The 26,913-nt window shown below is 45.0% G+C and carries 33 protein-coding genes, 1 tRNA gene, 1 pseudogene and 1 riboswitch; of the genes and pseudogenes, 6 read left to right on the plus strand and 29 right to left on the minus strand.

The window, feature by feature from the left end:
* Positions 1 to 157: 157 nt before the first annotated feature.
* Positions 158 to 460: a hypothetical protein gene (locus tag BXP28_RS12425; RefSeq protein ID WP_023484526.1), complete on the plus strand. Its 303-nt coding sequence runs from the start codon at positions 158 to 160 to the stop codon at positions 458 to 460.
* Positions 461 to 731: 271 nt separating this feature from the next.
* Here the strand turns inward: BXP28_RS12425 and BXP28_RS12430 are convergent, their stop codons facing one another.
* The 3 genes from BXP28_RS12430 to BXP28_RS12440 form a co-directional block, all read right to left on the minus strand.
* Positions 732 to 1,145 (minus strand): hypothetical protein, encoded by a 414-nt coding sequence (locus BXP28_RS12430; protein ID WP_051427927.1) that lies wholly within the window; start codon positions 1,143 to 1,145, stop codon positions 732 to 734.
* Between the two features lie 82 nt (positions 1,146 to 1,227).
* Positions 1,228 to 1,752 carry a VanZ family protein gene (locus tag BXP28_RS12435; RefSeq protein ID WP_024093598.1) on the minus strand — a complete coding sequence of 175 codons (525 nt, stop codon included), beginning with the start codon at positions 1,750 to 1,752 and terminating at the stop codon, positions 1,228 to 1,230.
* A gap of 16 nt (positions 1,753 to 1,768) precedes the next feature.
* A complete protein-coding gene (locus BXP28_RS12440) occupies positions 1,769 to 2,071 on the minus strand; it encodes a hypothetical protein (protein ID WP_144029556.1) in 303 nt (100 codons plus the stop codon).
* Positions 2,072 to 2,252: 181 nt separating this feature from the next.
* Here BXP28_RS12440 and BXP28_RS12445 point away from each other — a divergent pair.
* A tRNA-Ala gene (locus BXP28_RS12445) sits at positions 2,253 to 2,325 on the plus strand.
* A gap of 551 nt (positions 2,326 to 2,876) precedes the next feature.
* On the opposite strand, the gene BXP28_RS24270 is transcribed toward BXP28_RS12445, so the two are convergent.
* From BXP28_RS24270 to BXP28_RS12460, 3 genes are all read right to left on the minus strand, one after another.
* Entirely contained in the window at positions 2,877 to 3,008 is a 132-nt protein-coding gene (locus BXP28_RS24270) for a hypothetical protein (RefSeq protein WP_024093596.1), read from the minus strand.
* Positions 3,005 to 3,466: a hypothetical protein gene (locus tag BXP28_RS12450; protein WP_023484522.1), complete on the minus strand. Its 462-nt coding sequence runs from the start codon at positions 3,464 to 3,466 to the stop codon at positions 3,005 to 3,007. The genes BXP28_RS24270 and BXP28_RS12450 overlap by 4 nt, the downstream gene beginning before the upstream one ends.
* 333 nt (positions 3,467 to 3,799) lie before the next feature.
* On the minus strand, positions 3,800 to 3,994 hold the full coding sequence (locus BXP28_RS12460; protein ID WP_036655155.1) for a helix-turn-helix transcriptional regulator: 195 nt from the start codon (positions 3,992 to 3,994) through the stop codon (positions 3,800 to 3,802).
* A 935-nt stretch (positions 3,995 to 4,929) separates the two neighbouring features.
* Between BXP28_RS12460 and BXP28_RS23300 the strand changes: the two genes are divergently transcribed.
* Both BXP28_RS23300 and BXP28_RS23305 read left to right on the plus strand, forming a co-directional pair.
* A complete protein-coding gene (locus BXP28_RS23300) occupies positions 4,930 to 5,091 on the plus strand; it encodes a hypothetical protein (protein ID WP_024093593.1) in 162 nt (53 codons plus the stop codon).
* Positions 5,092 to 5,138: 47 nt separating this feature from the next.
* On the plus strand, positions 5,139 to 5,303 hold the full coding sequence (locus BXP28_RS23305; protein WP_024093592.1) for a hypothetical protein: 165 nt from the start codon (positions 5,139 to 5,141) through the stop codon (positions 5,301 to 5,303).
* Between the two features lie 127 nt (positions 5,304 to 5,430).
* Here BXP28_RS23305 and BXP28_RS12465 read toward each other — a convergent pair whose 3' ends face one another.
* The 22 genes and pseudogenes from BXP28_RS12465 to BXP28_RS12575 form a co-directional block, all read right to left on the minus strand.
* Positions 5,431 to 5,790, minus strand: a complete 360-nt coding sequence (locus BXP28_RS12465) for a hypothetical protein (protein WP_077585071.1) — start codon at positions 5,788 to 5,790, stop codon at positions 5,431 to 5,433.
* Positions 5,791 to 5,792: 2 nt separating this feature from the next.
* The gene (locus BXP28_RS12470; RefSeq protein ID WP_077585072.1) at positions 5,793 to 6,269 is read right to left on the minus strand and encodes a class I SAM-dependent methyltransferase; all 477 of its coding nucleotides are present in this window, start codon (positions 6,267 to 6,269) and stop codon (positions 5,793 to 5,795) included.
* 337 nt (positions 6,270 to 6,606) lie between these two features.
* Positions 6,607 to 7,722, minus strand: a complete 1,116-nt coding sequence (gene eutH / locus BXP28_RS12475; RefSeq protein WP_023484520.1) for an ethanolamine utilization protein EutH — start codon at positions 7,720 to 7,722, stop codon at positions 6,607 to 6,609.
* Positions 7,723 to 7,741: 19 nt separating this feature from the next.
* Complete coding sequence (locus tag BXP28_RS12480; protein WP_036655157.1) at positions 7,742 to 8,287, minus strand: BMC domain-containing protein; 546 nt, start codon at positions 8,285 to 8,287, stop codon at positions 7,742 to 7,744.
* The gene (locus tag BXP28_RS12485; protein ID WP_036655159.1) at positions 8,280 to 8,552 is read right to left on the minus strand and encodes a EutN/CcmL family microcompartment protein; all 273 of its coding nucleotides are present in this window, start codon (positions 8,550 to 8,552) and stop codon (positions 8,280 to 8,282) included. The genes BXP28_RS12480 and BXP28_RS12485 overlap by 8 nt, the downstream gene beginning before the upstream one ends.
* A 12-nt stretch (positions 8,553 to 8,564) precedes the next feature.
* On the minus strand, positions 8,565 to 9,248 hold the full coding sequence (locus tag BXP28_RS12490; protein ID WP_024093587.1) for a putative ethanolamine utilization protein: 684 nt from the start codon (positions 9,246 to 9,248) through the stop codon (positions 8,565 to 8,567).
* Positions 9,249 to 9,266: 18 nt separating this feature from the next.
* Positions 9,267 to 9,905 carry an ethanolamine utilization phosphate acetyltransferase EutD gene (eutD, locus tag BXP28_RS12495; RefSeq protein ID WP_024093586.1) on the minus strand — a complete coding sequence of 213 codons (639 nt, stop codon included), beginning with the start codon at positions 9,903 to 9,905 and terminating at the stop codon, positions 9,267 to 9,269.
* A gap of 11 nt (positions 9,906 to 9,916) precedes the next feature.
* Entirely contained in the window at positions 9,917 to 10,744 is an 828-nt protein-coding gene (locus BXP28_RS12500) for a cobalamin adenosyltransferase family protein (protein ID WP_036657048.1), read from the minus strand.
* Positions 10,745 to 10,888: 144 nt separating this feature from the next.
* A complete protein-coding gene (locus tag BXP28_RS12505) occupies positions 10,889 to 11,176 on the minus strand; it encodes a BMC domain-containing protein (protein ID WP_036655161.1) in 288 nt (95 codons plus the stop codon).
* 49 nt (positions 11,177 to 11,225) lie between these two features.
* Positions 11,226 to 12,689, minus strand: a complete 1,464-nt coding sequence (locus BXP28_RS12510) for an acetaldehyde dehydrogenase (acetylating) (protein WP_077585073.1) — start codon at positions 12,687 to 12,689, stop codon at positions 11,226 to 11,228.
* 150 nt (positions 12,690 to 12,839) lie between these two features.
* Complete coding sequence (locus tag BXP28_RS12515) at positions 12,840 to 13,580, minus strand: BMC domain-containing protein (RefSeq protein WP_077585074.1); 741 nt, start codon at positions 13,578 to 13,580, stop codon at positions 12,840 to 12,842.
* A gap of 11 nt (positions 13,581 to 13,591) precedes the next feature.
* The gene (gene eutL, locus BXP28_RS12520; protein ID WP_023484516.1) at positions 13,592 to 14,245 is read right to left on the minus strand and encodes an ethanolamine utilization microcompartment protein EutL; all 654 of its coding nucleotides are present in this window, start codon (positions 14,243 to 14,245) and stop codon (positions 13,592 to 13,594) included.
* A gap of 18 nt (positions 14,246 to 14,263) precedes the next feature.
* Entirely contained in the window at positions 14,264 to 15,214 is a 951-nt protein-coding gene (eutC, locus tag BXP28_RS12525) for an ethanolamine ammonia-lyase subunit EutC (protein WP_023484515.1), read from the minus strand.
* A gap of 21 nt (positions 15,215 to 15,235) precedes the next feature.
* Positions 15,236 to 16,600 carry an ethanolamine ammonia-lyase subunit EutB gene (locus BXP28_RS12530; RefSeq protein WP_023484514.1) on the minus strand — a complete coding sequence of 455 codons (1,365 nt, stop codon included), beginning with the start codon at positions 16,598 to 16,600 and terminating at the stop codon, positions 15,236 to 15,238.
* 29 nt (positions 16,601 to 16,629) lie between these two features.
* A complete protein-coding gene (gene eutA, locus BXP28_RS12535; RefSeq protein WP_036655164.1) occupies positions 16,630 to 18,060 on the minus strand; it encodes an ethanolamine ammonia-lyase reactivating factor EutA in 1,431 nt (476 codons plus the stop codon).
* A 140-nt stretch (positions 18,061 to 18,200) separates the two neighbouring features.
* Positions 18,201 to 19,625: a sensor histidine kinase gene (locus BXP28_RS12540; protein ID WP_023484512.1), complete on the minus strand. Its 1,425-nt coding sequence runs from the start codon at positions 19,623 to 19,625 to the stop codon at positions 18,201 to 18,203.
* Positions 19,618 to 20,190 carry an ANTAR domain-containing response regulator gene (locus tag BXP28_RS12545; RefSeq protein WP_036655167.1) on the minus strand — a complete coding sequence of 191 codons (573 nt, stop codon included), beginning with the start codon at positions 20,188 to 20,190 and terminating at the stop codon, positions 19,618 to 19,620. Before BXP28_RS12545 ends, BXP28_RS12540 begins: the two co-directional genes overlap by 8 nt.
* A 235-nt stretch (positions 20,191 to 20,425) precedes the next feature.
* Positions 20,426 to 20,857, minus strand: coding sequence for a EutP/PduV family microcompartment system protein (locus BXP28_RS12550; protein WP_023484510.1), 432 nt, complete (start codon positions 20,855 to 20,857; stop codon positions 20,426 to 20,428).
* Positions 20,858 to 20,868: 11 nt separating this feature from the next.
* Positions 20,869 to 21,221 (minus strand): annotated as a pseudogene (locus tag BXP28_RS12555) (BMC domain-containing protein).
* Positions 21,222 to 21,405: 184 nt separating this feature from the next.
* Positions 21,406 to 22,545: a 1-propanol dehydrogenase PduQ gene (locus BXP28_RS12560; RefSeq protein WP_023484509.1), complete on the minus strand. Its 1,140-nt coding sequence runs from the start codon at positions 22,543 to 22,545 to the stop codon at positions 21,406 to 21,408.
* A gap of 386 nt (positions 22,546 to 22,931) precedes the next feature.
* Positions 22,932 to 23,081: riboswitch (adenosylcobalamin (AdoCbl) riboswitch) on the minus strand.
* A 345-nt stretch (positions 23,082 to 23,426) separates the two neighbouring features.
* Positions 23,427 to 23,630 (minus strand): spore coat protein, encoded by a 204-nt coding sequence (locus tag BXP28_RS12570; RefSeq protein ID WP_394804623.1) that lies wholly within the window; start codon positions 23,628 to 23,630, stop codon positions 23,427 to 23,429.
* A 118-nt stretch (positions 23,631 to 23,748) separates the two neighbouring features.
* Positions 23,749 to 23,952 (minus strand): spore coat-like protein, encoded by a 204-nt coding sequence (locus BXP28_RS12575; protein WP_023484507.1) that lies wholly within the window; start codon positions 23,950 to 23,952, stop codon positions 23,749 to 23,751.
* Positions 23,953 to 24,136: 184 nt separating this feature from the next.
* Between BXP28_RS12575 and BXP28_RS12580 the strand changes: the two genes are divergently transcribed.
* Positions 24,137 to 24,481 carry a DUF2512 family protein gene (locus BXP28_RS12580; protein WP_023484506.1) on the plus strand — a complete coding sequence of 115 codons (345 nt, stop codon included), beginning with the start codon at positions 24,137 to 24,139 and terminating at the stop codon, positions 24,479 to 24,481.
* A 50-nt stretch (positions 24,482 to 24,531) separates the two neighbouring features.
* Here the strand turns inward: BXP28_RS12580 and BXP28_RS12585 are convergent, their stop codons facing one another.
* Entirely contained in the window at positions 24,532 to 24,879 is a 348-nt protein-coding gene (locus BXP28_RS12585) for a YolD-like family protein (protein ID WP_036655172.1), read from the minus strand.
* Positions 24,880 to 25,540: 661 nt separating this feature from the next.
* Here BXP28_RS12585 and BXP28_RS12595 point away from each other — a divergent pair.
* Entirely contained in the window at positions 25,541 to 26,833 is a 1,293-nt protein-coding gene (locus tag BXP28_RS12595) for a glycosyl hydrolase family 18 protein (RefSeq protein ID WP_167552505.1), read from the plus strand.
* Positions 26,834 to 26,913 lie beyond the last annotated feature (80 nt).

Here is a 26,913-nt window from a genome sequence, read left to right on the forward strand (position 1 = left end):
ATTATTAAAACAACTTTATCATTTCTCCAGATTATGTCCATGCTAAATAAAAGCAGTGATCATTTTCTTCTATTTCTTTGTTTCTTTTAAGCAGAAGTCTAGTATAATTTGTGAAGAAGTATTTTCGTTTTGGAACAATATAATGGGGGATTGAATCATGAAGGCTGCACAAAGAAAAGATTGGGAACGGGCCCGGGAACGGGGAAAAAAATCTTATTTGATGAGGACCTGGGTACTCTATTTCGGTGTAGGGTTAACGGTACTTACTACTATTTTCGAGTTAATCAGCTCCAAAAATATCTCTCTTCCCTATGTCGCGATCCGGCTGGTTGTGTTTAGTGTTGTCGGCTTAATGATCGGGAACGGGCGATGGGAGATGAATGAACGGAGATATGAGCAGGCACTTGAGGAAGAAAGAGCCCGCAACCAGAACCGGAAAAAGACAAAGCGAAAGAAGTAATCGTCTATCTTACCGGACTTAAGCTCCCGAAATTGGGTTTTTAGCTTATCAAGAAACCCGCTTCACGCAGAAATTGGCTGTACAGGTTGATGGGGTATATCCCTCCAGCCGCTGTTGGAACCTGTGAAAAGAATGGAAATTAGCCGTATTTTCACGGGTTCCAAAGGCGGACGTAAACTTTTGCGGATGCACCCCAAACTGTTTACATAGCCATTTTCCCGTCTAGGGTTTCTCAACAGTCTGAAGCCCCTCGAAATCGGAGGCATTTTTATCATCTTTCCAAATTTGATTCAACAGGAGCAGAAAACCCTTGTTCTAATCCGCGGCTTACTTCATCCACCTGCATGAGTTGTTGCGTTAAATCATTCATAGTCGCTCCTGCAGATGCGGCTTGGGCAGAAGCATCCGGAGAATCGGTCTGCGATGACAAATCAGAGGGGGCCCGGTCGGCAAACCGGTTTGTCACTTCCTCATAAGCCTGGTGCATATTATTGTCGTACCAATCCACAGCCGGATCAACCTGCATCTTGTATACCCGTCTGACTTCTTTATGCCCGTCTGCAGAAGAAATTACTTCAGCCAAATAAGGCGTATCTTCCCCGTCCAGGTAAAACTTAACCTCCCCGCAAGGAACATCATTCCGTTGCGACATGCGTACAAACTCTGCGTGCGTAACTTGAGCCATGGGAATCTCCCTTCCAGATTATCTTTCAGGTAGAGTTTCCCCATTTTTCCCCTATTCCATAACTCTATTCCATAACTCTATTTTATAACTCTTCTTTTTCTTTTGCGGCCGGTTTTAAATTCGCCTTAGTCATACAAACATGAACCAGAAGCCAAATTAACGCAACCAGAACAATTCCAATGGAATCCACTAGAACATCTACTACATGCCCCGTCCGTCCGGGTACAAATGTCTGATGCCATTCGTCCGTTGCCGCATAGCCGACCGAGATCAAAGTCCCCAGGCAGAGCATAGGATAAAACGCCTTCCTCCATGACAGAAGAACCAGCGTAACAAACAGCATCAGCAGGGCAAACTCCGCCACATGACCAGCCTTACGGATGAAAAACTCCAGCATGTCATAAGGTTTCTGCCAGGTGACAGGATGCCCGTCATAAGTGAATGAAATATGGGGCAGCCAGGAGGTTAGCCGTTCTTCCGAGATCCAATTCTTTAGAAACGGTCTCATATCCTGCTCCTGGTAAGGCTCCGCCGATTTCATAAAAATGACAACCATCCAAATTAAAGCGGCGGCTGTCCAAATATAGGCCCATGTTTTCCTCTTCATATTTCCCTCCCTATGTTTAGGCCGACTTATTACCGCAGCCGTCTTTTTTTCTCAGGCTCATAAGAACAAACAAGGTCAAAAACAACATATTGACAAAAGCGATGATGTAGAATAATAATCCGATCAGGTAACGGTGGCGTTCCAGATTCAAACCGGACCACCATATGCAAGCCAAGACAGTCAAAATAATACCCAGGCACGCTGCCACTATGGCCGACAGTCCGTAACGCCGGGTTTTCCGCATCACAACAAGCCCCGTTCCAATCGTAATCACAAAGGTGCAGCCAAGCCATAACCAGTACAGCAGATTGCCGGACACTGTTCTCACTCCCAAATTTTTCATCATTGCCTATAGGTTAGCATGTTCCCGCCTCCCCGTACAACTTTGCCCCTGCAAAATCATTAGAAAAAAAGATAAAATTAATACTTGTCTTCTTAAAAAGTTTCGTGTATAATTTTAAATTGTCGGGCGAGAAAATGAATCCGGACAAATCCTATAAGGGGCCTTAGCTCAGCTGGGAGAGCGCATCGCTGGCAGCGATGAGGTCAGGGGTTCGATCCCCCTAGGCTCCATAGAAAAGAAAAACCCTTGAAGAATCAAGGGTTTTTCTTCTTTTGTTATTCTCTGTATTTATCGTAATTTTTGGAATTGGGGACGAAAATAAAAAGAGACGCTCCATGCGCCCTATTAATATATTTTTTGGTGCCCGTCTTTGATCTTCGAAGACTCTTCCCAAACTCTGACGATTTGAATAGTTTGGACGTTCTGCGGCTACCAGGTAATATATCCTTGCTTTTGCAGCGTGCTTGTTGAGAACCGTTCAGGAAATTGATCCTAGGCGCTCTTTCTATAGCGGTGCTTCAAGTCTGGTTGCAAAAATCGATCCATTATTTCAGAATGGTTGCAAAAGCATAAAGAGGTTCATTAATTGTGGAAACAGTGATTATCCATCTTGGGGGATAAGATGTAAAAAATAAGGGATTTAATCAACGTTACATTTACCGGAATAATACGCGTTTTCCGGCACAATCACCCAAATCGTTAAAAGACTTCTCCCCTTGATGGTAAGGAAAGCAGTCTTTTAGCTTCAGGATTGTTATAAGGCATGGAACAAAGATGCATCTCATGCTTTAGAAGCTTTTTGGTCTTCAGTTCCATGTTCAAAAGCAACATTAAATCCTGTCATACTAAGTGTAGATCCACCTAGTAACGTAATCGCCACTGCAATACATAAGATCAAATTCTTAATTTTCACCCTTTTAACACCTCTTCCATGATGTATGAGAATGTTTCCTTTTGGGAATTCGAAACATGCTTAATGTATTTTTGAAACCAGGCTGTACACAATACAGTCTTAGGATGGTTCTTGGTGGAGATAGATAAAGAGAGGCAGTATAAAATGGTTTCCAGTCCTTCTTCAAAACGGTGTTGACTAAACGCATAAATCGCTTTCTGATAATGAAATCTCAGAAATTTTTCAATCTTCACAGGGTCTACCTTATTGGTTAAAGAAGGCTCAGGGAGTCGTTCTAAGATATGGTCTATGGAAAATCCAAATGTATTGGCAGCTTTTATAATTGTGAGAAGACCGGAAAGAATTTCATTCGGATAATCTGTAAGAAAATTTGTATATTCATCAAGTACCCCCGTATTCCCCAAAAGTAATTCTACGGTATATTTATTCGCTTTTGCCCACAAACGAAACTTGTCCACTTCTTTTTTTCCCTGTTCGTCTAAGATCTCAAACCAACTAAGATCTTCATAACCTTCTATATATTGTTTAGCTTTCTCATAATGACCTTGTTTATAGTCTACTTGTTATTTCTGACTTTTCGTTTATAGTACACAAGTATCCAGAGATAAATTGAACTTCCGACAAGTGCTATAGAGAGTTGCCAACCTGTGTCATTCTCTTGAATGTAATTGATTAAGGACCAGACAAGTAATACAATTGTATAAAAACTGAAAGCAATTCTAGCTGCAAAACCAGAATGATACTTTTCCATCTCATCCATTTTTCTCATTTTCTTCTCAATCCTTTCTTAATCAAATGTCTTTAATGAAAACTTTTTCAATATTTGTATTTAGCTTTTCTGCTATACGGAATGCCAGAACCAGACTGGGGCTGTACTTATTGTTTTCGATTGCATTGATTGTTTGCCTAGTTACATTACAGTGTTTTGCCAATTCATCTTGAGATATGCATAAGGTTTTCCTTAAATTTTTTATGTTATTACGCAATAAACTCACCTCCTTATGGGGAGTGGGTAACAAAATGGTTTATAAGCCATTTTGTTAAATGAAGATTAATTATATCTGTATATGGTTTTATAGGTAATATATTACATCAACCATAACATGAACTCATCCTTAATGTCAAATATTCTTTACACTTTTTATAACCCAATTTTCCGTGTGACAAGCCTAGATTGGGAAATACTAAGCTTGGAAAGGCTAACGCCAAGCCACCTATAGCAAGCCTTGGACGGTTGAAAGTAAATTACAATGTTAGGCATAGACATCCAGATTATATGCCTTGAGTGATTAAGTAAATCCGAAAAAAAGTAAGCTGGTCTTCTAGGATATCAAAAAAATAAGATTATGATCGGTTTGATAATACCCTCTCAGTTTGTTTTTCACCTGCTTGAAAATACATGTGAATAGTTCGGAGAGTTACCAGCCAAAGACTCCAAATAAGATTGCACATATTTACTCAAAAGAATGCTATCAGCGTTACAATCTCCATAAGTTCATTTCTTCGAACTTCGGCATATATGAGCGACAGATAAACATTATCTTAACACTGATTTCAGAATAAACTGAAAGTTTTAAAAACAAAACCCATATGTATTTATTTGGTAATCAAGCTATTTACGTTCCATGCCTCAGAAATATTATTGTTATCGAGAAGGTAACTCCCATTACTTGGTTTATCCAATAGATTTATATCTCTTAACACATTCTACATTAGTTTCTCTAGAAGGGAACGTTTTTTATATTTCACAAACTGATCATATTTCCATTTTCACTCTAAAGCCCCCTAATGAACTTGGACAATAAGAGTGTGTATTGTTTATACTACAATTCCAGGCTCCAGTTATGGGAAACCAGCCGATACATGGATGAAATCTTAAGCATATGTATAGAATAGTCCAATCTTAAAAGGAGCTGTATGAATGACCCGGACAAACGTGAAAACCTTTAAACACCGAATAGGCAAAAACAGATTTATAGTGATTCAAATATTTCAGTCGGCAAATGCGAAGACGATCCATGGCAATGCCCTGGCCAGCAATGCTCTCAATGTAAAAGTGTTTAGCAAGCGCAAACGTCGTTAATTCCTTGCGGTACAAAAGATAGTTTTCCTCTAAAGGGAGGTGAAACTGTGCGGAATAAAAAATCAAAAAACCGCCATCATTGGAAAAATGGTAAAAATACAGTTAAAGTTAATCAGTCTGCACGTGCGCAAACCGGCCAGGGAGGCAATGTCTTTGCCATAAATGCTTCCGATGTAGGTGTGGTGCGTACAGATGTCAGTCCTACAAGGTAACAGGAAATGATTACTTGGGTATACAGTCCCTAATTCATCATATCAAAACGCTTCTTTCCGCTATTTCAATAGTAGAGGGAAGCATTTTTTATATCCGGATATAGAAACTTCAACCTGCTAAATTTGCTTATAAAGGTTTCCACCCTACCGCCTCACACCAGGTGATGCCATCGAACGCATCCGGGTTTTGTCCCCATTCCCTGCAGGCGGCTTGCAATTCCGTTAATTCTTTCTTCGTACACCATCCTTGCTGCACGATCGTCTCCGACATATGTTCCAGCAGTTTAGCTGCAAGATTGCCACGCTTTCTTGTTTCCTCTAAAATGCCATCTGATTCACAGCTGGCTGTAGCCTGTATGTTCGTAAAACCGGCCATTCCCAACAATTCCCGATGCCTTCTGCCGGCGTAGGGGTCCCCTCCGCTATACTTCATCACTTGCTTGAGCAGCTGAATGACCCGCTCCATCTTGTCATCATACGGAGCCATTATTAAACTGCCCTGATCATCATCCCGTACACCGATGATTCCCCCGGCTTCAGTACCCGGTTTGCTTCTTTTAATGCTTTTAACGGATTTTGAAGATGTTGGAGCAGAGCATGCATAAAAACTACATCAAATGACTCGTCTGCAAACGGCAGTTGATAAATGTCCGCTTCCTGAAAACGGACATTTGTTACATCTTGATCGCGGGCATAGGCGTAAGCCCGGTCAATTTGACCTGCTTCCTTATCTATGCCCGTGACTTGACCCGGAGCTATCAGATTGGCCAATCCGGCCGTGATTGTCCCGGGGCCGCAGCCGCAATCCAGCAAGGACATGCCCGGTTTCAAATGGGAGATTAGAAAAGACGCTTCTTTTGTGACGGAACGCCTCTGGTACGAACGGATCAACTCTGTACCGTAACCCGGGCTGTAATGCTCCCTATAATGTTCCCGCTGTTCTTCATTTGGGAGTTTGCCTGTCATAAAGTTCACTCCTTCATAAGGACTTAGTGAATTAGTGCTTACTTTTATGGTAAACGATCCGGATCACCTCTTGCAAACATCTGTTCGAAAATCCAGAAAAGAACGAACCACTTTCCCTCAACCTGAGCCAAGATATGGAGCCAGATACCTGTAAAAAGTTATTCTACTAAACAATTTTATGCCGGAATGGTAATTCCTCTTAAGCCAGTTCACATTTTATCTTTTTATATCGCCAAATCACAAAAAGACCTCCAATCCAGCCTCATGGCGTGATTGGAGGTCCCGTCCCACTTATTTTGGATCGGCTGCTTAACTAGCCGCATTCCCGGTTTCATTCTTAAACGGCCTTCTCCGCTTGCTCTTCCTTCTTTGGTTTATCCGTCATTTTTTTGGATAGGTAGATGGCTACAAAAATAGCCGAAATTCCGCCAACCAGTTTTCCGACAATCATGGGGAGAATCATCTCTTTGGCTACCCCTGCCGTAAAACCCAGGTGGTCCCCGAATACAAAGGCGGCTGAGACGGCAAAGGCCACGTTGATTGCCTTGCCTCTGTTATCCATGTCTTTCATCATTCCGAACATCGGGATTACGTTAGCCAGCGTAGCCACCATACCTGCTGCCGCAATCTCGTTCATGCCCATCATTTTCCCAAGTTTCAACAGCGGCTTGTTAAACACTTTGGTAATAACAAACACCATGCAGAAAGCGCCTGCCAATACAATGGAAATATCCCCGACGATTTTGATTCCTTCTTCAATCGGTGCAAGGCCGGAAATGATAACGATGCCTGTCAGCTGCTGAACAATGCCGGCTGCGAGCCCCAGCGTTGCCACAATCACAATAAACTGCCCGAATACCGTGAAGCCCTTGATCATTCCCTGCGGGCATTTCCATAAACCAAGCACAATCAAAGCAGCAAACAAAATAATCGGTACGAGATTGGACAAAATCATGGAGAAAGAATAACCTGCAACCAATCCTCCCAGCAAGCAGCCTAGCGGAACGGTAACAATGCCGGAAAGAACACCGGTTGCCAAAAATGTATGATCTTCTTTTTTGATGATGCCAAGTGCTACCGGGATGATAAATACAATGGTTGGCCCCAGCATGGCACCCAGTACGGTTCCGGCAAACATGCCCGCATCCGGACTGTTAGCAAGCTCTTGTGCCAGGGAGAATCCGCCCATGTCATTTGCCAGGAGTGTTGTCGCAAACATGGCGGGATCTGCTCCCAACGCAGTGTATAAAGGGACCACAATAGGGCTTAACAACTTGGCCAATACAGGTGATAAAGAAATAATTCCTACCATCGCCAGCGTTAAAGACCCCATGGCCATAATCCCTTCATCGAATTGATGACCTAAGCCGAATTTGTATCCGATACTCTTGTCAATGGCACCCAGAATCATAAAAATAACCATGAGGTAAATGATAATCTCATTGATTTCCACGGACGCTGCTCCTCCATTCTCATTGGAAGTGTTTTTTCATTTCTTCACTCGGGGATGGGATCACGGTATAATGAATAATCCTCTTTTCATCCATCGAGGAAAGGATCACTTTCATCCCTTGTTCCACGTCGCTGACACTTCCCGTAAACACGGTGAAGAATTTACCCCCGATCGCCATTCCAAGATTCATTCTTTTTACATGGATTTCACTTTGTTTCAAGGCGTTGTTTAAGGCAAATATGCCGGAAGACACCGTAGATGTTTCCAGAATCCCGATTGCTTCAACAGGCCGGGGAGAATAACGCTTTTTCAAGCCGTCCACAATTTCAGGATGAACGCCATGCAGCACAAAATCGCTTATTCTGAACCCGTTCGCTTCCGTTCTGGCGAAGTCCATGGCTTCCTGAACCTCTGCCGTATCTCCGCTGATGATGATCAGAAATTTACCCGGACAAATGGGTTTGAGATGATGTATGGTGACAGAAGATTTTTTCAGCATGCAGTCAGCCGTCTCATACCCTTTGCTAATGCTGCGCAGCTCCACAACACCGATAGCGCTACTCATGAGCCAGCTCGATGGAGTCAACAATGCCGACGATGACTGCGTCAACGGGCACGTCCGGATTGGCTATGGATGTCCGGGCAGAACTTCCTTTTGTGACAAGAACGGTATCCCCTATGCCTGCGCCTGCATTGTCTGCGGCCACAAAGTAATCACGCTGAACCGCCTTGCCATACGATAACGGTTTCACTACCAGAAAGGTCAGGCCGTTCAGCTTCTGGTCTTTTCGGGTGGCCCACAGGCTGCCCACTACTTCTCCCACTATCATAGGTTCACCTCGCTATCTTCTGTGCACATGCATCTTTTGCATTCTCAAGTAATCCTGTGCAAGAGGGGTTATGATGCTGTTACGGTCAACCACAACTGTTTTGATATTCCGGAAGTGGCATTGTTTCAGTTCGGCTTCAGTAATTACTTTTTTGGACAAAACATCCTGACAAGACGGGATGTCCTCAACCTCTGTCTGAATATCCGACTGTCCATCCTCCTCCAGACAAGCGGCAAGCAGTTCAGGAGTCTGGACTATCCTGATGCCATAGTTCTCCAGTTTGTCCGCAAATCCGGCATACAGCTTGTACAGGAGAACAGGAGCCGCCGATTTATATTTCCGGTACAAAAGCCCCTCATCCAAAGCGATAACCCTTTTCCCTTTTAAGAGCATCGTGAGTACAAACCGTTCCCGGTTTCCTGCGCTGATGCCGTTCGCGAGATTGGAGAGCAGCTGAATGCACAGTTTAGGAATAATGATCAAATCGCAATCTCTGAGCGACTCATCATAATATTGCACGTCATAGTGCGGATTCAGCATCTCCTCCAGTTCGGAAACCGGCTCCCCCGACAGGAGTACTGCTTTGGGCTTAACGGGTGGAATCGCCTCAGCTGTCTGATTCTGCCGCAGTCTTTTGTAGACTTCATCTGCCACTGCCTGAATGAGTGCTTCTCTATCCAGAGATTCCAAGTTCATTTTTTCACACTCCTGGGCCTAGATGTTCTTTTTCAAAATTTTCCCCTTCATTCCTTTCACAAAACCGCAAGCATTGGCTTCATCATAATCGATATGCATGTAGGTTTCGTAATTGGGACTTACCCGGATTAACACATCGTCAAAAATAAGCGGGCGTTTGCCTTCCACTTTGACCTGTACGATCTCCCCGTTTTTCACCCCGAATTTCCCGGCATCTTCAGCTTTTACATGGATATGGCGCTGGGCAGCAATCAAACCTTTATCCAGCCGGATCACGTTGTTGGCGGAAACAATCACGATACCCGGTGTTCCTTCCAATTGACCGCTTTCCCGTACAGGAACCTTCACTCCCAGTGCCACTGAATCAGTTTGCGAGATTTCCACTTGGGATTCCTTGCGTTCAGGGCCCAATATGACAACATTATGCAGAGCTCCTTTTGGCCCGATCAGGGTAACGCGCTCTTTGCAGGCATATTGCCCGGGTTGGGAAAGATCCTTCGCTTTCGTTAATTGATAACCTTCTCCAAACAGGGCGTCAATCGCCTCACGGTTTAAATGAACATGCTTACCGGAGGCCTCGACCTCGATTCCGGCTGTTTCTTCCTGCACCCGTTTGACTACTTCATTCACAATGCTTTCTACCAGTTCATTATTCACTTATGTTCACCTCATGAGTTGTACTGTCCGATGCGAATCCGAAACATGATAATCCAAAATAAGGAGGAAAGACGGTTCAGCGTCCGGATGATATCTTCACGCTCTGCGCCCCCGTGCTCCTTTTTAAAAGCCTGATAAGCAAAAAGTTCCGTTTCCCTTGTGAAGGTGCGCAATGAATTTATGACAACAACCGCTTCGCCCATATCGTAGCTGGGTTGAAAATGTTCCAGTCCAAAATATTTCTTAGGAAAGTGGGATTGTTCACGCAATTCTTTAGGCGTCATCCCAAGTAAATGAAAATCCTCTATACTTTCGTTTAGCACTTCACACCGTAATATTTGCCGTACAAACTGCAAAATTTCTTCCAGATCATTGACAAGCCTGTCCATGTTCAGTTTAGAACAGTTGATCTGGGCTTCCAGAATCTTCGTTTCCAGGGAGTCCAGTTTCCCGCGGAATAAAATCCGGGGATGATCTTTAAATACAAGCATGTTTCCATACAAATGGGTCATGTGTTCCGGCTTGGTTTCCAGAAAACCTCCGTACAGGGTGCGGTAACGTTTTTTTGCTGCTGCCGGTTCTTGCCCGCTGTCCAGGCTTTTGGTGATTTGAATCTTAACTTCTTTTTTCGGCTTCGTATCTGCATCAGGCTTTTTATCTGCTTCCGGCTTCGATTTAACAGGATTTCCCGTGTAACGGAGCTCAATCTGATGATCAGTCAAAAAACTTTTGGCGGAAGGAGTCAAAATCGCTCCCTTGGGGGCTTCATACACAGAAACCTCTTTTAGATTCTGGTTCCTGAAGTGTTTACGCAAATCGTTTTCAGTTATCACAGCCATGTTTTCACATCCTTCTGCATCCGGAGTTCCGGGCTGCTGACAATGGGCAATCGACAGACAGCAGGATGGATGCAGAATGCTCTGCATCCAATTGCTGCCGCACCTGATTCATCCCGGTGCTATCGTCTGTCAGAAACTCTGTACTTACTCTGCTTTGGCTTTCGGCAGAATGGCATCCACTTCCGAATGCGGTCTTGGAATAACATGTACGGAAAGTAATTCACCTACACGCTCTGCCGCTGCTGCGCCTGCATCCGTTGCTGCTTTAACTGCGCCTACATCACCGCGGACCATAACAGTTACAAGTCCGGCACCGATTTGTTCCTTGCCGATGAGGGTTACGTTAGCTGCTTTCACCATTGCGTCTGCGGCTTCGATTGCTCCTACCAAACCTTTAGTTTCTACCATTCCCAGTGCGTTTGCGTTTGCCATGATTGAATTCCTCCTAATTTATATGTTCAATTTTCGGGATAAACGTGTTTTACATTTCTGCTAAAATTCTTTTTACGATCATGTTGATCAACTCTTCTTTACTACTAAGGCTGATTGCGGATTCTTCCGCTTTTGGTGCGCCTTCCACCAAATCGTCCAGTTCCTTCAGACCATACGCCATTCTTCTGATGTTAAGCAGATTAAGCGGGCTGATATTGTCTGATGTGGAGCTTCCTCCTACTGCCCCGCAACCGAGAGTGAGCGCCGGGGCAAGAGCAGTTGTCGCACCGATTCCCCCTAAAGCTCCAGGTGTATTCACCAGCAGCCGGGATACGGGCTTCTTCAGGGCAAACTGACGGACGATCTCTTCATTCTCGGAGTGAATGATCATCGTATGTCCTGCCCCTTCGCCATTTAGAATCCCGATGCAGCGTTCGCAAGCGGCTTCCCAGTTCTCTTCCGTGTAGAATGCAAGAATAGGAGCCAGCTTCTCACGGGAGTATGGAACGTTATGTCCTACACGGGTCTCCTCGGCAATCAGCACCCGTGTGCCTCCGGGAACCTGAAGGTTAGCGAGCTTGGTAATGTGGTCTACGCTTCTTCCAACGATTTGCGGATTCATCGTACCGTTAGCCCGCATGATGAACTTGCCCAGCTGATCCGCTTCTTCCTTGGACAGTAAATAGGCACCTTGCTTTTTAAACTCGGCCACAACCGCATCCTTGCTGCATGTTTCGACAACTACGGATTGTTCGGAAGCACAGATGGTTCCATTGTCAAACGTTTTGGAATCCAGGATACGTTTCACTGCCAACGGGATATTGGCACTCTTCTCGATAAAGGCCGGACCGTTGTCCGGGCCGACACCGATGGCCGGTGTACCGGAAGAGTAAGCGGCTTTAACCATCGCTGTTCCGCCGGTAGCTAAAATTAAGGCTACATCGTTATGCTTCATCAGCTGGTCGGTCCCCTGAATAGTCGGAACGGTCATGGCGGAGATGGCTCCGTCCGGACAACCTGCTTCTTTTGCCGCTTCACTGATGATTTTCACCGTCTCCAGGATGCTTTTCAGCGCATTCGGATGGGGAGAAAACACGATACTGTTCCCTGCTTTGACTGCAATTTGAGCTTTATAGATAACGGTCGATGTTGGGTTGGTGGACGGAATCAAACCGGCAACCACTCCGACCGGAACAGCCACTTCCATGACTTTGTGGATTTTGTCGTCCTTCAGGACACCTACGGTTTTCATGTCCTTGATCGACTCATACACATGCTTGGAAGCAAATGCATTCTTGACAATTTTATCCTGCCAGCGGCCAAAACCCGTTTCTTCATTGGCCATCTTCGCCAACTTTTCACGATGCTTGTAGCCTGCATCCGCGATTGCCTTCACAATGGCATCGATTTGTTCCTGTGACATGGCGGCCAATTGGGCATGGGCTTCTTTCGCTTTCTTGATCAGATTACGGACCTCTTGAATGGATCTCAGGTCTTTATCCAATGTTTCCATCAATACTCCTTCTCTCCATTATGTTTTTTACAGATAAGTGATAAGCTTGCGCCAATTCGGAATGCTGCCGTTCTGAAATCTGGATTGTGATCATTCTAGACTGTGACCATTCCAGACTGTGATCACTCCTGGATGTTACAGAGTGTGACCTTATGAACCGGCTTTTTTCATTTTCCTGATTCGCTTGGTTTCTTTGGACGCAGGCTTTTTGCTTTTAGTGCCGGGTGAAGTTCCTGTTGATCCGGCCTGCTCTTTAACAGGTGCCGCCGGCAAATCAACCACTTTGACCTCGGTTGTTTGTTTCTTTGCTCCCTGAGCAGGCGTACCGGATGTATCATCCTTTGAACCCGGCAAACCGGCCGGGCTGGAACCCGGATTCGCTGTTGCAGGTTCCGGCTGAGCCGCAGCGGCAGTCTCATTCGCCGCAGCGGTTAAGGTGTTCGTCGCCTTCTTTTCGGCATCAGCAGGCACATCCGCTTCCCCTGCTTTCGTTTGAGATTCATTTGCATCAGCAGTACCTGCTTCATTAGCTTCTTTAGCTTCATCAGCCTTATCCGCATTCCCACTGTTTGCGGCTCCCGCAGCAGGCTGTTCCTCTGCCTGTTCGTTCTCGCCCTCCTTCTTCATGACGATTGCTTTTGTCTCCTCATGCAGTCTGGCAATTACGTGGCGGGTCAGCAGTACCTTCAGTTGTTCGGCCGTATCAGCTCCCGCTTCAACAGCAGCCTGCACAGCTCCAACATCGCCTGTTATCTTGACCGTTACCAGCCCGCTTTTGATCATTTCCAGGCCGATGCAAGTAACGCTTGCCGCTTTCAGCGCAGCATCTGCTGCGGCGATTGCCCCCAAGTACCCTCTTACTTCAACAAGGCCTAACGCATTCGTCCTCATAGCTATCTACCTTAATAACTCGTCGGATTATCTGCGACGAATTGTACGGCATCGGCAAATGCATCACACGCTGCTTTACAGGCAGATTGGCTGCCTGTCAGCAAGGCTCCGGCAAAGTTGGTTTCGGAAGGCGGGCCGAAGAAAGTAGCGATTGTTACATCAGCAGCCTTCAACGCCGCATCCAGTGCGTACATGGCTTCGAGCGGCGGGGCAATCAGATAAGCCAATGCTTCTCCCTCTTTAATGCCTGCGGTCTGGGATAAATAAGTGCCTGTACGGGACACACAATGGGCAAAGTAGGTAATGCTGTCATCCTCATTGGCACTTACAAAATGTGCTTCGTTCTCAATATAATCAACGGCGGCATTCATTCCGCTCCGAACTTCCGCGGGGCTTGGGCCGGCCAGAATCCCGATGACCTCGCCCGCCAGTTTGGTGGAAGCGTTGGCTGAACCGGCATACATACTTTTGGCGTATACAACCTCCACCTCTGCTGCCTTGGTTGCCTCGTCAAGCGCCGCATAGGTCACATCATCAATGTCTGCGGTTATGAGTCCCAGGCTTTTATGATGAGGCTGCAGTTCCAGCTTGTCGGCCATATCCGGACTTACGTTGGAAATGAGCTTCATGCCCAGTACTTTTGCATGAATCGGATCGTTTCTCATACGGGCCTCCTTGTGTTTCTATAATTTCAAATCAATCCCTGAAGCTTTTCGGTCAATCATCGTCTTGATCAGTTCGGCGATGTGCGCTCCCGCTTCAACCGCAGGAGTACCGCCTGAATGAATATTGGAAATCACGGTGCGTTTTGCTTCCGGCATACCTACCGTTGGCTTATAGGCGATATAAGCGCTCATCGATTCTGCCGTTACAAGACCAGGCCGTTCTCCAACCAGGAGACAAACCACATCGGCTTCCGTCACATCACCGATTACATCCATGGAAGGAACACGGCAATGCTTGACAAACAGGATATTGCCCGCTTCAATGTTGTACATCTTAAGTCCCTGGGCAATGGAGGGCAAAATGTCCCGCAGGTTGGCCTCAATCGCCGCGGAGCTTAATCCGTCTCCCACCATAATCTGCACTTTGGCCTGCCTTGTGGTATGCTGTTTGATATATTCGATCGTTTCAGGAGAGAACTGGCGTCCCAGGTCAGGCCGGGTAATATACTCATCCTTGTCCCGGCAAAGGGTTCCCACTGAAACCAGATTCATTTCCTTTACAAAATCCTCCGGCACATATGAGAATACGGCGTCCTGCGCAGCAGCATGGTCGGCACGGAAACGAAGAGATGTAATCGTTTTGTAGCGCGGTCCCGCACGCCAAACTCCAAGGCGGGCCGGGGTTTTTTCCTTCATTTTCAGATAACCTTCACGATCCTCCGGTTCGGGAACCAGAAGCTGCTTGCGAAGATCAATCTCCGTAATGTCATCGAGACATTCCCCGCTGTCGGCTTCTTCTGTATTTTGCTGAACTTGATGCCGGACGGGTTCGGCAGATACCGGCTCAGCCTTCACCGCATGCTGTTCAGGTTCTTGTTTGGTTGCAGGCTGAGCAGCTTCTTCCGGCTTGTCTCCAACCATTTCCAGAAGAATCTGTTCAATCATAGATTTCAGGTCTTTTTCATTCATAAGAGCTTCCTCCTCCTTTCCTTACTTGAGAAACACCGATGCGTCCCCTGCTTTTTTGGTCAATTTGCCATTTTCAATGAAGCCCATCTTTTCCATCCATTGTTCAAATTCCCGGATAGGACGGAGACCTAATAGTTCACGCAGCGTGGCCGTTTCGTGATAGCCTGTTGTCTGATAGTTCAGCATGACATCATCGCCATGAGGAATACCCATAAAGAAGTTGCATCCTGCTGTTGACAAGAGAACCGCCAGGTTTTCCAGATCGTTCTGATCGGCTTTCATATGGTTTGTATAACAAGCGTCACATCCCATCGATATGCCTGTTAACTTACCCATGAAGTGGTCTTCCAGTCCCGCCCGGATAACCTGTTTGGCATCGTACAAATACTCGGGGCCGATGAAACCGACAACCGTATTAACCAGAAACGGGTTATATTTTTTGGCAAAACCATAACAGCGTGCTTCCATCGTTACCTGATCGATTCCGTGATGGGCTTCGGAAGAAAGCTCGGAACCTTGACCCGTCTCGAAGTACATGACGTTCGGACCCTCAACCTGGCCGTTGCGCAGCACAAGCTGGCGGGCTTCCTCGATGGTGGCGGCATTAAATCCGAAGGCTTCGTTAGCTTTCTGTGAGCCTGCGATCGATTGGAAAATCAGCCCTGTCGGCGCTCCCCGTTTAACGGCTTCCATTTGCGTAGTAACGTGAGCCAGAACGCAAGTTTGTGTAGGGATGTCCCATTTTTGCCTGAACTCTTCGAACCTGTTCAGAATACGTGTGACGCTCTCTACGGAATCATCCACCGGATTGAGTCCCAGCACCGCATCGCCGATACCAAAGGTTAACCCTTCCATCAGGGAAGCCATGATTCCATCCGGATCATCAGTCGGGTGGTTCGGCTGCAGACGCGCTGACAAGGTGCCTGTACGGCCAATGGTCGTATTGGCGTGAGCCGTAATCCGGATTTTCCGGGCCCCGTACATCAGGTCCATGTTGGACATGATCTTGGCAACAGCCGCAATCATCTCAGCTGTAAGTCCACGGGACACGCGCTTGATGTCGGCTTCGGTAGTATGTTCATTCAGTATCCATTCCCGAAGCTCTTCAACCGTCCAGTTCTTAATCTCGCTATAGATGCGTTCATTCACCTGGTCCTGAATAATACGGGTAACTTCATCTATTTCATAAGGAACAGCAGGGTTACTGCGCAAATCTTCGAGCTTAATCTGAGAAAGAACCACCTTAGCTGCTACGCGCTCCTCTGAAGACTCGGCTGCCAATCCGGCCAGCGTGTCCCCTGATTTTTCTTCATTCGCTTTTGCCATAACTTCCATCAATGTTTTGAATTGATAGGTTCGACCAAACAATTTGGTTTTCAAAATCATAAAAGCTCCTCCTTCCAGGTAACCTCTAATTAATTAAACACGAGGGTTTTAATGACCACAGGCAATACCTTCCCGCTGGCAATGGGTTTGCCGATGTCGATGTAGTCTCCGTTGTCCACCTGCACACTGTCGATGCAGACAACATCCTTCTTGTAATCAAGCAAGCCGTAAAGCGTCTGGCCCAGCACCTTCGCCATATCATGATGGACAATCACGATAAGCGGGTACTCCCTTTCCATCAGTTCCGACATTCCTCTGCGCAGTCCCTTTGCGTACTTTTGCACATCGAGGAAGCTTGGATTCTTCTTCCCTTCTACCGCAATCGCTACTTTCTGCAAATCATTGTTCAGCTTGAACCAGTTCAATTTCTCGGAAATGGCAGCCGCCAGTACCTCATCGCTTCCGGATTCATCTTCCTTAGCCAGCTTTAGAATCGGGATGTTCTTGATCGGAAAGCTTTTCTCCGTATAAGTGATGGTGCTTCCGCTGATTTCTGTCGTATGGGAACCGGCCCCGACTACGGTTGCCCGGATGGTTTCGGCCGATCTTGCGACCGTCAAATTCCGGGTCAACAGGGAGGAGGCAATCGCTCTTCCCAGCAAAATCCCTATGTCCCCATACTCAAACACGTCGCCTGGCGCTTCCTGATAAATGTAGTCAGCTACCCCTCCCGAGAAAGAGATACAGGAAATGCTCCGATCCGGCTTCAACCCTTTGTTGGTTATGATAACATCGTAAAAATCGCCGGGGGACCGGATGCCTACGCTCTCCTCGAGCAACTTGACCATCTCTTCTATGACCGGGGCCAAATCGGCCGGTGTTACCCGCTGCCCAAGCTCCAGATGAAGGACTCTCCTCTCCACAAGCTGTTTGATTTTGGGTGCGATATAGGTGATCTCCTTGGTCACCCGGTCTACCTTGATTAACCGCCCCCCTATATCGAGACAGCCTGTATCAATCAGTTCACCGTTTGAGAAGAGAGCCAGATTGCTGGTACCGCCGCCAATGTCAATATTGACAATAGAGGCAGAGTGTTCTTTCGAATACGTATGGGCTCCCGCTCCTTTGGCAGCAATAATACTTTCCAAATCGGGACCCGCTGTGGCCACTACAAAATCTCCGGCAAATCCGCTCAATGACAAGAGCACTTCATTAGCGTTTTCTTTCCGGGCTGTTTCTCCCGTGATAATGACGGCTCCCGTTTGAATCTCTTCCTTGCTGATCCCCGCTTTGCGGTATTGCTCTTCTACGAAGGTCTGGATTTTGCGGGCATCAATCCGGTTGTCAGCAAATACAGGTGTGAAGCAGATATCACTTCGATAGATCACCTCTTTATCTGTAATGACCAGACGGGGAACCGAAAAGGATGAAGCCAGGTTCTGGATGTATAATTTAGAGAGCACGAGCTGCGTTGTAGATGTGCCCATATCGATGCCAACACTGAGCAGTTCTTCTTTCATCTTTTCACCTCCATGGCTTGGTAACATTTTTTGATGCAAACAAAAAGGCTTAAAGTTACACAAATTCCCGATAAACAGGAACTTATAACCTTAAGCCTCATTGCTTACATGAACTACACCTTTGTAGCCCTTCTATATATTTATTTTTTAAAAGTAAACATCACGGTTGTTCCATTGGTATTGGAACTAATGTCAAGTTTGCCTTTCAGCTTGTCTTTCACATAACTGTGAACAATGGATAATCCCAAGCTTTTATGTGATTGTTTGCCGGGAGGAAATCCTTGTCCGTCATCCGTTACGGCTACAGTCACTAAGCCGCTTTCCAAAAGCACATTCACCGTAACATTGCCATCCGTACAATCGCCAAAGGCATGCTCATAACAATTTTGCAGAAGCTCGTTGACAATAAGCGCAATCGCCACTGTACGGTCACTGTCCAGACAGATGCTTTGATTAGCCTTCATCCCGATGTGGATATTTTTGCTGTCTACAAAACACCGTTGGATATTTGAAGCGATAAGTTGAATAACGTCAAGCAAATCCACCTGGGCTTCAATTTCCTTCGATAACAGATCATGGGTAGCTGCAATGGCCAAAACCCGGCTTACACTTTCAGTTAAACTTTTTTTAGCTTCCCGGCTTTCACATTGCCGTGCCTGAATGCGGAGCAATGAAGCCACTGTCTGCAAATTGTTTTTTACCCGGTGGTGAATTTCACGGATAGCCACGGATTTGGAGACGATCTCCGCTTCCTTGTTCCTGATTTCCGTAACGTCATGCAGGATGACGCCTACACGAAAATCCCGCTCTGTGATAAACACTCTTTTGACCTGGTAATAATAGCCCGCCACCTGTACCTCTGCCGATAATGGACAAGATGGTAAAGACGAATACTCGCTCATTACTTGTGCAAAGGTAGTTTGATCCAGAGAAAGGTTGTCATAATGCAATCCCTGAATATCTTCCAGATAACCGAGACGCCGGTAGTAGAGGTCAGCCTTTTTGTTCTTCAGCTTCACAAATCCATGCTTGTCGAAAATCAGGACAGCATCTTCCAGCTGATTAATTATGGACTCGTTAAACCGGAGCATGGCGGTCAGGGTTGAAGACATTTCGCCTTCTTCATGTGGTGTTCCGGCCGAACCGAAGTGAGCTTGAATATTTTCACTTACATCCCGTTCGTAGATAACGACCCCAATGACTGCATCCCGATGTTTGATCGGATAAACAGTCTGTCTGACCAGATGATTTTCCTGAGTATTCGCTACAAGCCCCTGGGATAAGATTCCCGTCTCCAATGTCCTGAGGACTCCGGGTTCGTTTTCCCGAAGCGCCCTTTCTCCCACAACCGAACGTTTATACAGCGATTTGCCGGTTCCAGGAGGACAATGGTATACGACAATAGCATCGTTGGTAATACGGGACAAGACATCAATGAATACGTCATCCCGTTCATCGGATGATTCGAAAGACCCGGCAACTTCAATGATCCTGCCGATTTCTTCATCTGTCAGACGGGTATGCTTGCTGCAAAGACGGACAATCTGCTCCCTAACCTTAGTCATAGGAAATGACGATCGTTGCTGCAATTTCCATCATCGGACACCGCCGATCCATGCTTAATTTGCGAATCATCTGGTAGGCCTCGTCTTCGGTACAACCATTCTCTTTCATTAAAATGCCTTTAGCTTTTTCAATTGCCTTGCGCTCTTCCATCTTCTGATTAAGCTTCGTCAGGTTTTGCTCCAGTTTACGGATCTCCTTCCCTTTGGCAATCATAACCTCAACCATGGGGATCAGAGATTTCTCATCAAGCGGTTTCACCAGATAACCAAGCGCACCGATAGAGGATGCCTTTTCAATCGTCTGTTTGTCGCTGAATGCGGTCAATAAGAGGACCCCACCCGCCAGTTGCTCGGTGATAATTCGTTTTCCTGCTTTTAACCCATCCAGGATCGGCATTTGAATATCCATAATGACCAGTTCGGGCAGATGCTTTTTGCATAATTCGATGGCTTCAAACCCATCTGAAGCTTCCCCTACAACATCGTAGTCCGCTTCTTCAAGCATCGCACGAATATCCATTCTTGTAATAGGTTCGTCGTCGACTATTACAATTTTTCCATTCATGTGTCATGCACCTCATTGTTTACCGATATTTGCTTGTTATCCCGTGAACCCCGCTATTCAGTTATAAAACGGAATCAATTTCGTAAAATAACCGGTGAGCGTTTAATGGAGAAGATTTAGATAAATACGGTTCAGATAGATATATATCTAATTTATATATATCTATTTATATATATTATACCAGTTATTATATCATTTCGGATGGTGATCCAAGTTATGAAATTGATTCAAACAGCTACTCTCTCAAATAGGCCTCAAGCTCGTCCAATCCCAGATTCTCCACGGAAGAAATCCGGAAAATGGGTGAGGCCCCGGCGGCCTGCAAGTATTCCGCTGCCTTTGCAATATCCTCATCAGACTCCGCCAGTTCGATCTTGGTTACAATGCCAATGACCGGTTTGGCAAATGCTGTAGCAAAGGACGGAGGAAAATAGCTTTCTTCGTTTGTGCAATCTTGCACAAGGCCGATTACATCAGCATCAACGCTTGTAACAAGAAGCATTCTGTATAAAGAACGGTTTTCAATGCACTCCCCGGGCGTATCTATGGCTTGCTCAAAATTCTCAATCGCCTGTGTCTTTTTGTAGGCAAGCTCCTGACCGTGCAGCCGTTGACATAACGTGGTCTTACCAGAGCCTGTACTCCCGGCTAATATCAACTTCTTCATGGCAGTTTCCCCTACGTTCTCGTAATGGCAGCAGCCGAAAATCCGAGAATGTTCTGCAAACCATTCAGTACTTCATTCACAGCTGAATCAACGGATGAAACATCGCCCGTTATAACCAGGGAGCCACTGAAACGATCGACAAAACCGATCTGAACGCCGGCTGCCTTGGTTGCAATGTCCGCCCCAATAATGGAGGCTTCGCTTGGGGTTATCGTCATAATGCCAATGGCATCCTGCACATCCGTCCCCAATCCCAGCTTCTTGTAAATGTCCTTGTTGGATTGGCAATAATGTGAGCCAAGGTTACCTGTTTCCCGGGCACGTACTCCTGAATGACGCGCTGCTTTTCATCTTGCTGGTTCATCCCTTATCCCATCCCATCAAAAAAACACGTGATTAAAGCCATAAAAAAACATAAAGGCTTCTTAAAAAATTCACACGGAAATTTTAAGAAGCCTCTTCGCTTTACTTGTTATACAACACGCCATTGTGCTATCTTTATCTCATAATATATTTGATTTAAGCAAACGTTGTCAATGCGGTAAATTTTATTGATACATTTTGTTCAAAATTCCGATCACATCCGCGTCTGACGGAACACGCGGATTGGTTGCTGTACATCCGTCCTTCAGCGCACCTTGGGCAATGGCCTCCTGCATTTCTTCCAAAGTACTGTATGCAATATTGCAGTCTTTTAATGTTTGCGGCATCTTCAATTGCTTCTGCAGCTGTTTAATCGCCTGGACCAGACTGCGTACCCCGCTTCGGGAATTGGAAGCCGGCAGCCCTAAGCTTCTGGAGATCTCCGCATATCTTGCAGCCGCAGCATTGCCTTCATCTTTGCCGTATCCCGGCTTGTAATCAGCATTAAATTCAATCACATGCGGCAATAATAGCGAGTTCATCCGGCCATGGGCAATCTTGAATTTGGCTCCTGCCACATGGGCAATCCCATGGTTAAGTCCAAGTGAAGCAATATTGAAAGCCATACCGGCCAGACACGATGCGTTATGCATCTTCTCACGCGCTTCGAGATCACTGCCGTCCTTGTGGGCTTTGGGCAGATAGGCAAACACAAGCTTGAGCGCTTTTTCCGCCAGGGCATCGGAAATATCATTGGCTTTGGTGGACACATAGGCTTCAATGGCGTGGGTCAATACGTCCATTCCCGTATCAGCCGTGATGAAATCCGGAACACTCTTGACCAGTTCAGGGTCCAAAATAGCTTCTTCCGGCAGCATGTCATGAGAAACAAGAGGATACTTGATATTCTTCTTCTTGTCGCTGATGACCGAAAAAGAAGTGACTTCGGAACCGGTGCCGCTCGTTGTCGGAATGGCCACGAAAGGGATATCCTGCTGGTTCATCAGTTTTTTGGCAAAGATCTTCATCGCCTTGGCCGCATCAATAGCAGAACCTCCGCCCACGGCTATGATCATATCGGTGTTAAACGAGCTGAGTGCTTCCAAACCTTCTGTCACGACCTCGATTGGCGGGTCCGGCACGATATTGCTGAAAATGTACTGTTTGTTGCTTTCGTGCAGTCTCTCGAACAGCAGATTAATCATGCCGGATTTCACCATGAACGGATCGGTAACGACAAATATTCGTTTGTTGCGTAATTCCGTTAGCCGGTCTAACGCACCTTGCCCCATATAGATATCGGTTTTAAAAGAAATTTTATCCATGCAGGCACCTCCAATGTAAGTTTCAGGAAAATAAAAAAGAGACTTTTAAAAGAACGAATTCCTTTAAAAGCCTCTTTGCTTATATGTACACGTCATTGTGCAGCTTGCTGTCATTTGATTGTCGTCTATTAGTTTACACCCTTATTCAGTAAAACGTCAACCTGTTGTTGCTTAATGCCATCTTATGCAAAAGGCAGATGATAAAAAAAAGGGGATACACGCCATTGTGTATCACATTCTTCTTCGTTGAAGAATCTACCCGTTTCCTTGCTGTACATCCTTGTACATGTTTGGCGCCGCCGCCAGGCCATACCCCCGACAACATTGTCGGGACACCCTCTTTCCAATAAAAAAAGCCTAGAGGCGATAATCGTCACACTAGACTTCTAAACCACCACTTTCGCCTCGAAGCGGTTGGTTGCTCAAAGTTTCTAGGCAAAAGACCTGACTTAAGACCGGTATCCGGTCTATCACAGTGGCGGGACCGCGTTGGATTTGCACCAAACTTCCATTGCCTAAAACTTTTATATTGTGGCATGACGTGAATGTTACCATTCGAGAACATTATAGCATATAGAAATAATTTGGCAAATCATTTGACAAATTATTTGGCAGATTATTCGCTGTTGTCCAATTGAGGCTGAAGTTTTGGAGACTCGATAACGGAATGTCTTTTCTTGCTCATTATCCTTCTCCTTTTTTAGAAAGATATTATCCCTGTCGTATTTTTTTGCTAAAATCCTCTCATCCATAAAATTATAGCAAATTAAAAAGCTGAGAATGATAGTTTTTTCCTCGTAGAAAAATATAAGGCCCGTCCTTAAGCAAATTATGTGCATTGGGGAGGGCCCTTGTTGTAAAGTAAAACGTTTTTCTGGAATTCAGGAACGATTCATTAAATTTAAAGTCTTCTGGGCATTCTGGATATCCATTTGGATTTGTTCATTTACATTAAAGGGATGGTACATGCCTTTATTCAGCATGTAATCCGTTATTTTCTGGTGCATAGTGATCGCTGTATCCAGATGGTTTTTCAGAACTGATCTGACTTCCGGAGTAGTGGCTTCAGTTAAAGCAGTAGCCAAGATCTTTAACACCGGATTTTGAGGCAATAAGGAAATCGGATGCGATAACCTGTTCAGTTATTACATTCATACCGGTTAAATTCTCTACAGTGGTGCTCATTTTTATGTTTTCTCCTTTCTAAATATGGGGTCGGGATAATAATCCCTGATAGTCTTGAATTGCTTTTGCAGAATGCTGAATATCTTCTTGCAAAAGACTTTTAAGCGCCGGATCAGAAACCAGTCCCTGCATAGCAACCGATTTTGTCATACAGGTATTTTTAAAGGTAAGGAGCTCATGTACTTCCAATGTTTCGTGTACGGCAAGGCCTTGTTGTGCCATTATAACGATTCACCTCCTTTAAACCATGAATTTATTATCCGCCCGTGCAAATAAGGATATTCAATTTAAATTGGTAAAATAAAACATGAAAAAGCTATGAAGAAATAGGATCAGGCTGAAATAAAATTGGGGATGTTTGGAGAAGCTAATAAACAATAACTGTCAGAAAAGAGGTCAAAAATTGATGAATAAATTTCTAATTAAAGTATTGTTAAACGGAATCGTAGTCATTCCCCTGCTTATGTGGTATACAGAAGCTACTTTTGTAGGGGCAGCCACAGCTGCCGTTATTTTGTCAGTCATTGCTTATCTAATAGGAGATCAAATCGTCCTTAGGTACACTAACAATACAGTTGCTACCATTGTGGATGCCGTTGTCGCTTTGTTTTATCTTTGGCTGGTAGCCCGCTATGCCAACTGGTCATTGTCAGTAGGGGAACTGCTTACGGTCGTTATCGTACTCGGTGTAGTAGAAATCGGATTTCACCGCTTTTTAGGACAGACTTCTGTTAATAAAGAGGCTCGATAATTATTGGGAGCTTAATAAATACAGCTTCTAAACAAAAAAGAAACGAAGACTCAGTATACATGTAAAATTGAAGAAAAGTGAAGCCACTGCATGCTTTCCTGACACTTTAACAAAATCTTCTCCTCCCGCAGGTCCAGCTTTATAATTACGCCGCTGTACTCCCGGTTCTTATATATTCCATAAGTAACAACCGTGATTACTGTGCTGCTTTCAAATGCTTCTGAAAGGATTTCAGAGAGTTCATGAACGCGTTTCTCCTGTTTCTTGTGATTCTCGCGTTTCTCAGTAGCTACCTGCCGTCTATACTGCATAATTTGCCGGACCACCCATTCTTTCTTTTCCAGAGGAATGGAGCGGGAGGCTTCATAGAGAACATATTCAGACAAATTCTTAGTCACGGCAATCCCTTCCTTGCTTCATAATAGGAACATTTGTTCTCATTATAACATTTTTTCCCTTTTGTTGGGAAAATAAAATGTTATGATGAAAGTGCCCCTAAAAAATGTATTAAGGGAGGTGGTTTTTTATGAGCCATTTGGAAGTTCCCAATATATCTTGAATGTTTATTTATCGTCCGCTTCCATGTTCGTTTTTTCACAATTCTTAAGAGTAGGCAAAAGAAGCAGAGGCATGCCTGCGATAATGCCTTTTTTCTTTGATAAAATGATTAAATAAACATGGGAAAAGCCGTTTTAGGAACAAATAAGGGACAAACCCGTAAGCCCCCAAAACAATCGCCGCCCCTTGTACTCCCGTTTTCCCGCTCTTGTCAAAATTGCCGCTTAAGCCGGGATTAGCCAATCCTGCATAAAAATCCGGAATTAGTCAAACCTGCCTCAAAAGCCGGATAATCAGAGGAATAAAATTCCACAAAATAGTAACATTTTTCCCCTTTTGTTCACTAAAATAAATGTTAATATGAAAACGTTACCAAATAAATAATCAGGAGGTGGTTCTAATGAGCTAAATTAAAAATCCCCGTAATGGGCGTGAAGTTTAGTTGTTGTCCACTTACATGTTATTTTTTTCACAACCTTAGAAGAAAACAGGAGGATGATGATGAAAAAGAAAAAATGCTTCATGACAATCACTTCGTTAGCAGTTGCCGGAGTCATGCTGGGAAGTGCACTCCCCCCGGTGACGGCTGGTTCTATTCATGATCATCAGACACAATCCGCTGTGTACGGGCAGTCATCCAAAGCATGGGATTTTTCGCAAATTCAAGCAGGATACGGGTACGAAAATTGGGGAATTAAACAGTATGTACCGTATTTTGATGTGGGGGCATATCCTCAAAACCCTTTATTGATGTATGATTACATGACGAAAACAGGGACTCAAGAGGCTTTTCTGGGTTTTCTGGTTACGAATCCGCAAACGGATGAATTAGTCTGGAGCGGAAGCAATAAACCTGTTGACGTTTTACAACCAAACGGCAGGGATATGATTTTCGATGATATCCGAAGATTACGTGAGCAAGGAAAAGATTTAGGAATTGCAGTGGGCGGTGCCGGAGCAACCATGCTCCCCGAAACCGTGAAAAGTGCAGAAGATGCCGTAAAGGAATATAAAGAATTTCTTACCGCTTATGGCTTTACACATCTTGATTTTGATATTGAGGGAAATCTGACTCCGGATAAAAAAGGTCATGAAAATCGGGCAAAAGTGATTAAACAATTAAAAAAAGAATTACAATCTGAAGGACAGCCTCTGTCCGTTTCTTATACTCTGGCTTTAGGAAAGAGCGGAATTGAACCGAAGGAAGTTGCCATTATCGAACCGGCAATTAAAGAAGGGGTAGATATATCCCGTCTTAATTTTATGGCTTTTGATTACGGAGAGATCAATGAATCATTAGTGGAAACAACAATAAAAGCATTACGCAGTACCCATACGACATTAAAAGACCTTTATCAAAAATATGGATATGACAAAACAGATGCTGACATTTGGAATCTTATGGGGATTACATCCATGACCGCACAAGATGATCAAGGTCATCCGTTCACATTAAAAGATGTTCAGGCGACAATTGATTTCGCCAATAGTGTCGGGATTCCATTTTTGTCCATGTGGAGTATAAACAGAGACTCTAATGATAATAGTTGGGTACATCCCGGCACCCAAGAGGGGGATTACAGTAAAGCATTTGTAACATTCATATCGGAAGACGGAAGTAAAGATCCGTTTAAACCAATTCCAACGTACAGCTACCCTAAATATGATGAAAGTAAAAGTTACAATGCAGGAGAAAGAGTTGGTTATAACGGGAAAGCATACCTGTGTATAGGATGGGCAAATCCTCATGATAATCCGGAGGCAGCACCTTGGGCATGGAAATACCTGAAATAGCTTTGAGAGAAAATTTTATGAAGTTGCTGAATCCTGCCTTTTGAAAAATGGGATCTGAACCTAATTAGCTGAAACAAAGA

The sequence above is a fragment of the Paenibacillus larvae subsp. larvae genome (genome assembly GCF_002003265.1).
Classification (GTDB): Bacteria; Bacillota; Bacilli; order Paenibacillales; family NBRC-103111; genus Paenibacillus_H; species Paenibacillus_H larvae.

Bases quoted from the DNA above. Each gene is read 5' to 3' on its own strand.
- BXP28_RS12425 (WP_023484526.1), top strand. From the start codon at position 158: ATGAAGGCTGCACAAAGAAAAGATTGGGAACGGGCCCGGGAACGGGGA.
- BXP28_RS12430 (WP_051427927.1), bottom strand. From the start codon at position 1,145: ATGGCTCAAGTTACGCACGCAGAGTTTGTACGCATGTCGCAACGGAAT.
- BXP28_RS12435 (WP_024093598.1), bottom strand. From the start codon at position 1,752: ATGAAGAGGAAAACATGGGCCTATATTTGGACAGCCGCCGCTTTAATT.
- BXP28_RS23300 (WP_024093593.1), top strand. From the start codon at position 4,930: ATGACCCGGACAAACGTGAAAACCTTTAAACACCGAATAGGCAAAAAC.
- BXP28_RS12465 (WP_077585071.1), bottom strand. From the start codon at position 5,790: ATGGCTCCGTATGATGACAAGATGGAGCGGGTCATTCAGCTGCTCAAG.
- BXP28_RS12470 (WP_077585072.1), bottom strand. From the start codon at position 6,269: ATGACAGGCAAACTCCCAAATGAAGAACAGCGGGAACATTATAGGGAG.
- BXP28_RS12480 (WP_036655157.1), bottom strand. From the start codon at position 8,287: ATGAGTAGCGCTATCGGTGTTGTGGAGCTGCGCAGCATTAGCAAAGGG.
- BXP28_RS12485 (WP_036655159.1), bottom strand. From the start codon at position 8,552: ATGATAGTGGGAGAAGTAGTGGGCAGCCTGTGGGCCACCCGAAAAGAC.
- BXP28_RS12490 (WP_024093587.1), bottom strand. From the start codon at position 9,248: ATGAACTTGGAATCTCTGGATAGAGAAGCACTCATTCAGGCAGTGGCA.
- BXP28_RS12500 (WP_036657048.1), bottom strand. From the start codon at position 10,744: ATGGCTGTGATAACTGAAAACGATTTGCGTAAACACTTCAGGAACCAG.
- BXP28_RS12505 (WP_036655161.1), bottom strand. From the start codon at position 11,176: ATGGCAAACGCAAACGCACTGGGAATGGTAGAAACTAAAGGTTTGGTA.
- BXP28_RS12510 (WP_077585073.1), bottom strand. From the start codon at position 12,689: ATGGAAACATTGGATAAAGACCTGAGATCCATTCAAGAGGTCCGTAAT.
- BXP28_RS12515 (WP_077585074.1), bottom strand. From the start codon at position 13,580: ATGAGGACGAATGCGTTAGGCCTTGTTGAAGTAAGAGGGTACTTGGGG.
- eutL (WP_023484516.1), bottom strand. From the start codon at position 14,245: ATGAGAAACGATCCGATTCATGCAAAAGTACTGGGCATGAAGCTCATT.
- eutC (WP_023484515.1), bottom strand. From the start codon at position 15,214: ATGAATGAAAAAGACCTGAAATCTATGATTGAACAGATTCTTCTGGAA.
- BXP28_RS12530 (WP_023484514.1), bottom strand. From the start codon at position 16,600: ATGATTTTGAAAACCAAATTGTTTGGTCGAACCTATCAATTCAAAACA.
- eutA (WP_036655164.1), bottom strand. From the start codon at position 18,060: ATGAAAGAAGAACTGCTCAGTGTTGGCATCGATATGGGCACATCTACA.
- BXP28_RS12540 (WP_023484512.1), bottom strand. From the start codon at position 19,625: ATGACTAAGGTTAGGGAGCAGATTGTCCGTCTTTGCAGCAAGCATACC.
- BXP28_RS12545 (WP_036655167.1), bottom strand. From the start codon at position 20,190: ATGAATGGAAAAATTGTAATAGTCGACGACGAACCTATTACAAGAATG.
- BXP28_RS12550 (WP_023484510.1), bottom strand. From the start codon at position 20,857: ATGAAGAAGTTGATATTAGCCGGGAGTACAGGCTCTGGTAAGACCACG.
- BXP28_RS12560 (WP_023484509.1), bottom strand. From the start codon at position 22,545: ATGGATAAAATTTCTTTTAAAACCGATATCTATATGGGGCAAGGTGCG.
- BXP28_RS12575 (WP_023484507.1), bottom strand. From the start codon at position 23,952: ATGGCACAACAAGGCCTTGCCGTACACGAAACATTGGAAGTACATGAG.
- BXP28_RS12580 (WP_023484506.1), top strand. From the start codon at position 24,137: ATGAATAAATTTCTAATTAAAGTATTGTTAAACGGAATCGTAGTCATT.
- BXP28_RS12595 (WP_167552505.1), top strand. From the start codon at position 25,541: ATGAAAAAGAAAAAATGCTTCATGACAATCACTTCGTTAGCAGTTGCC.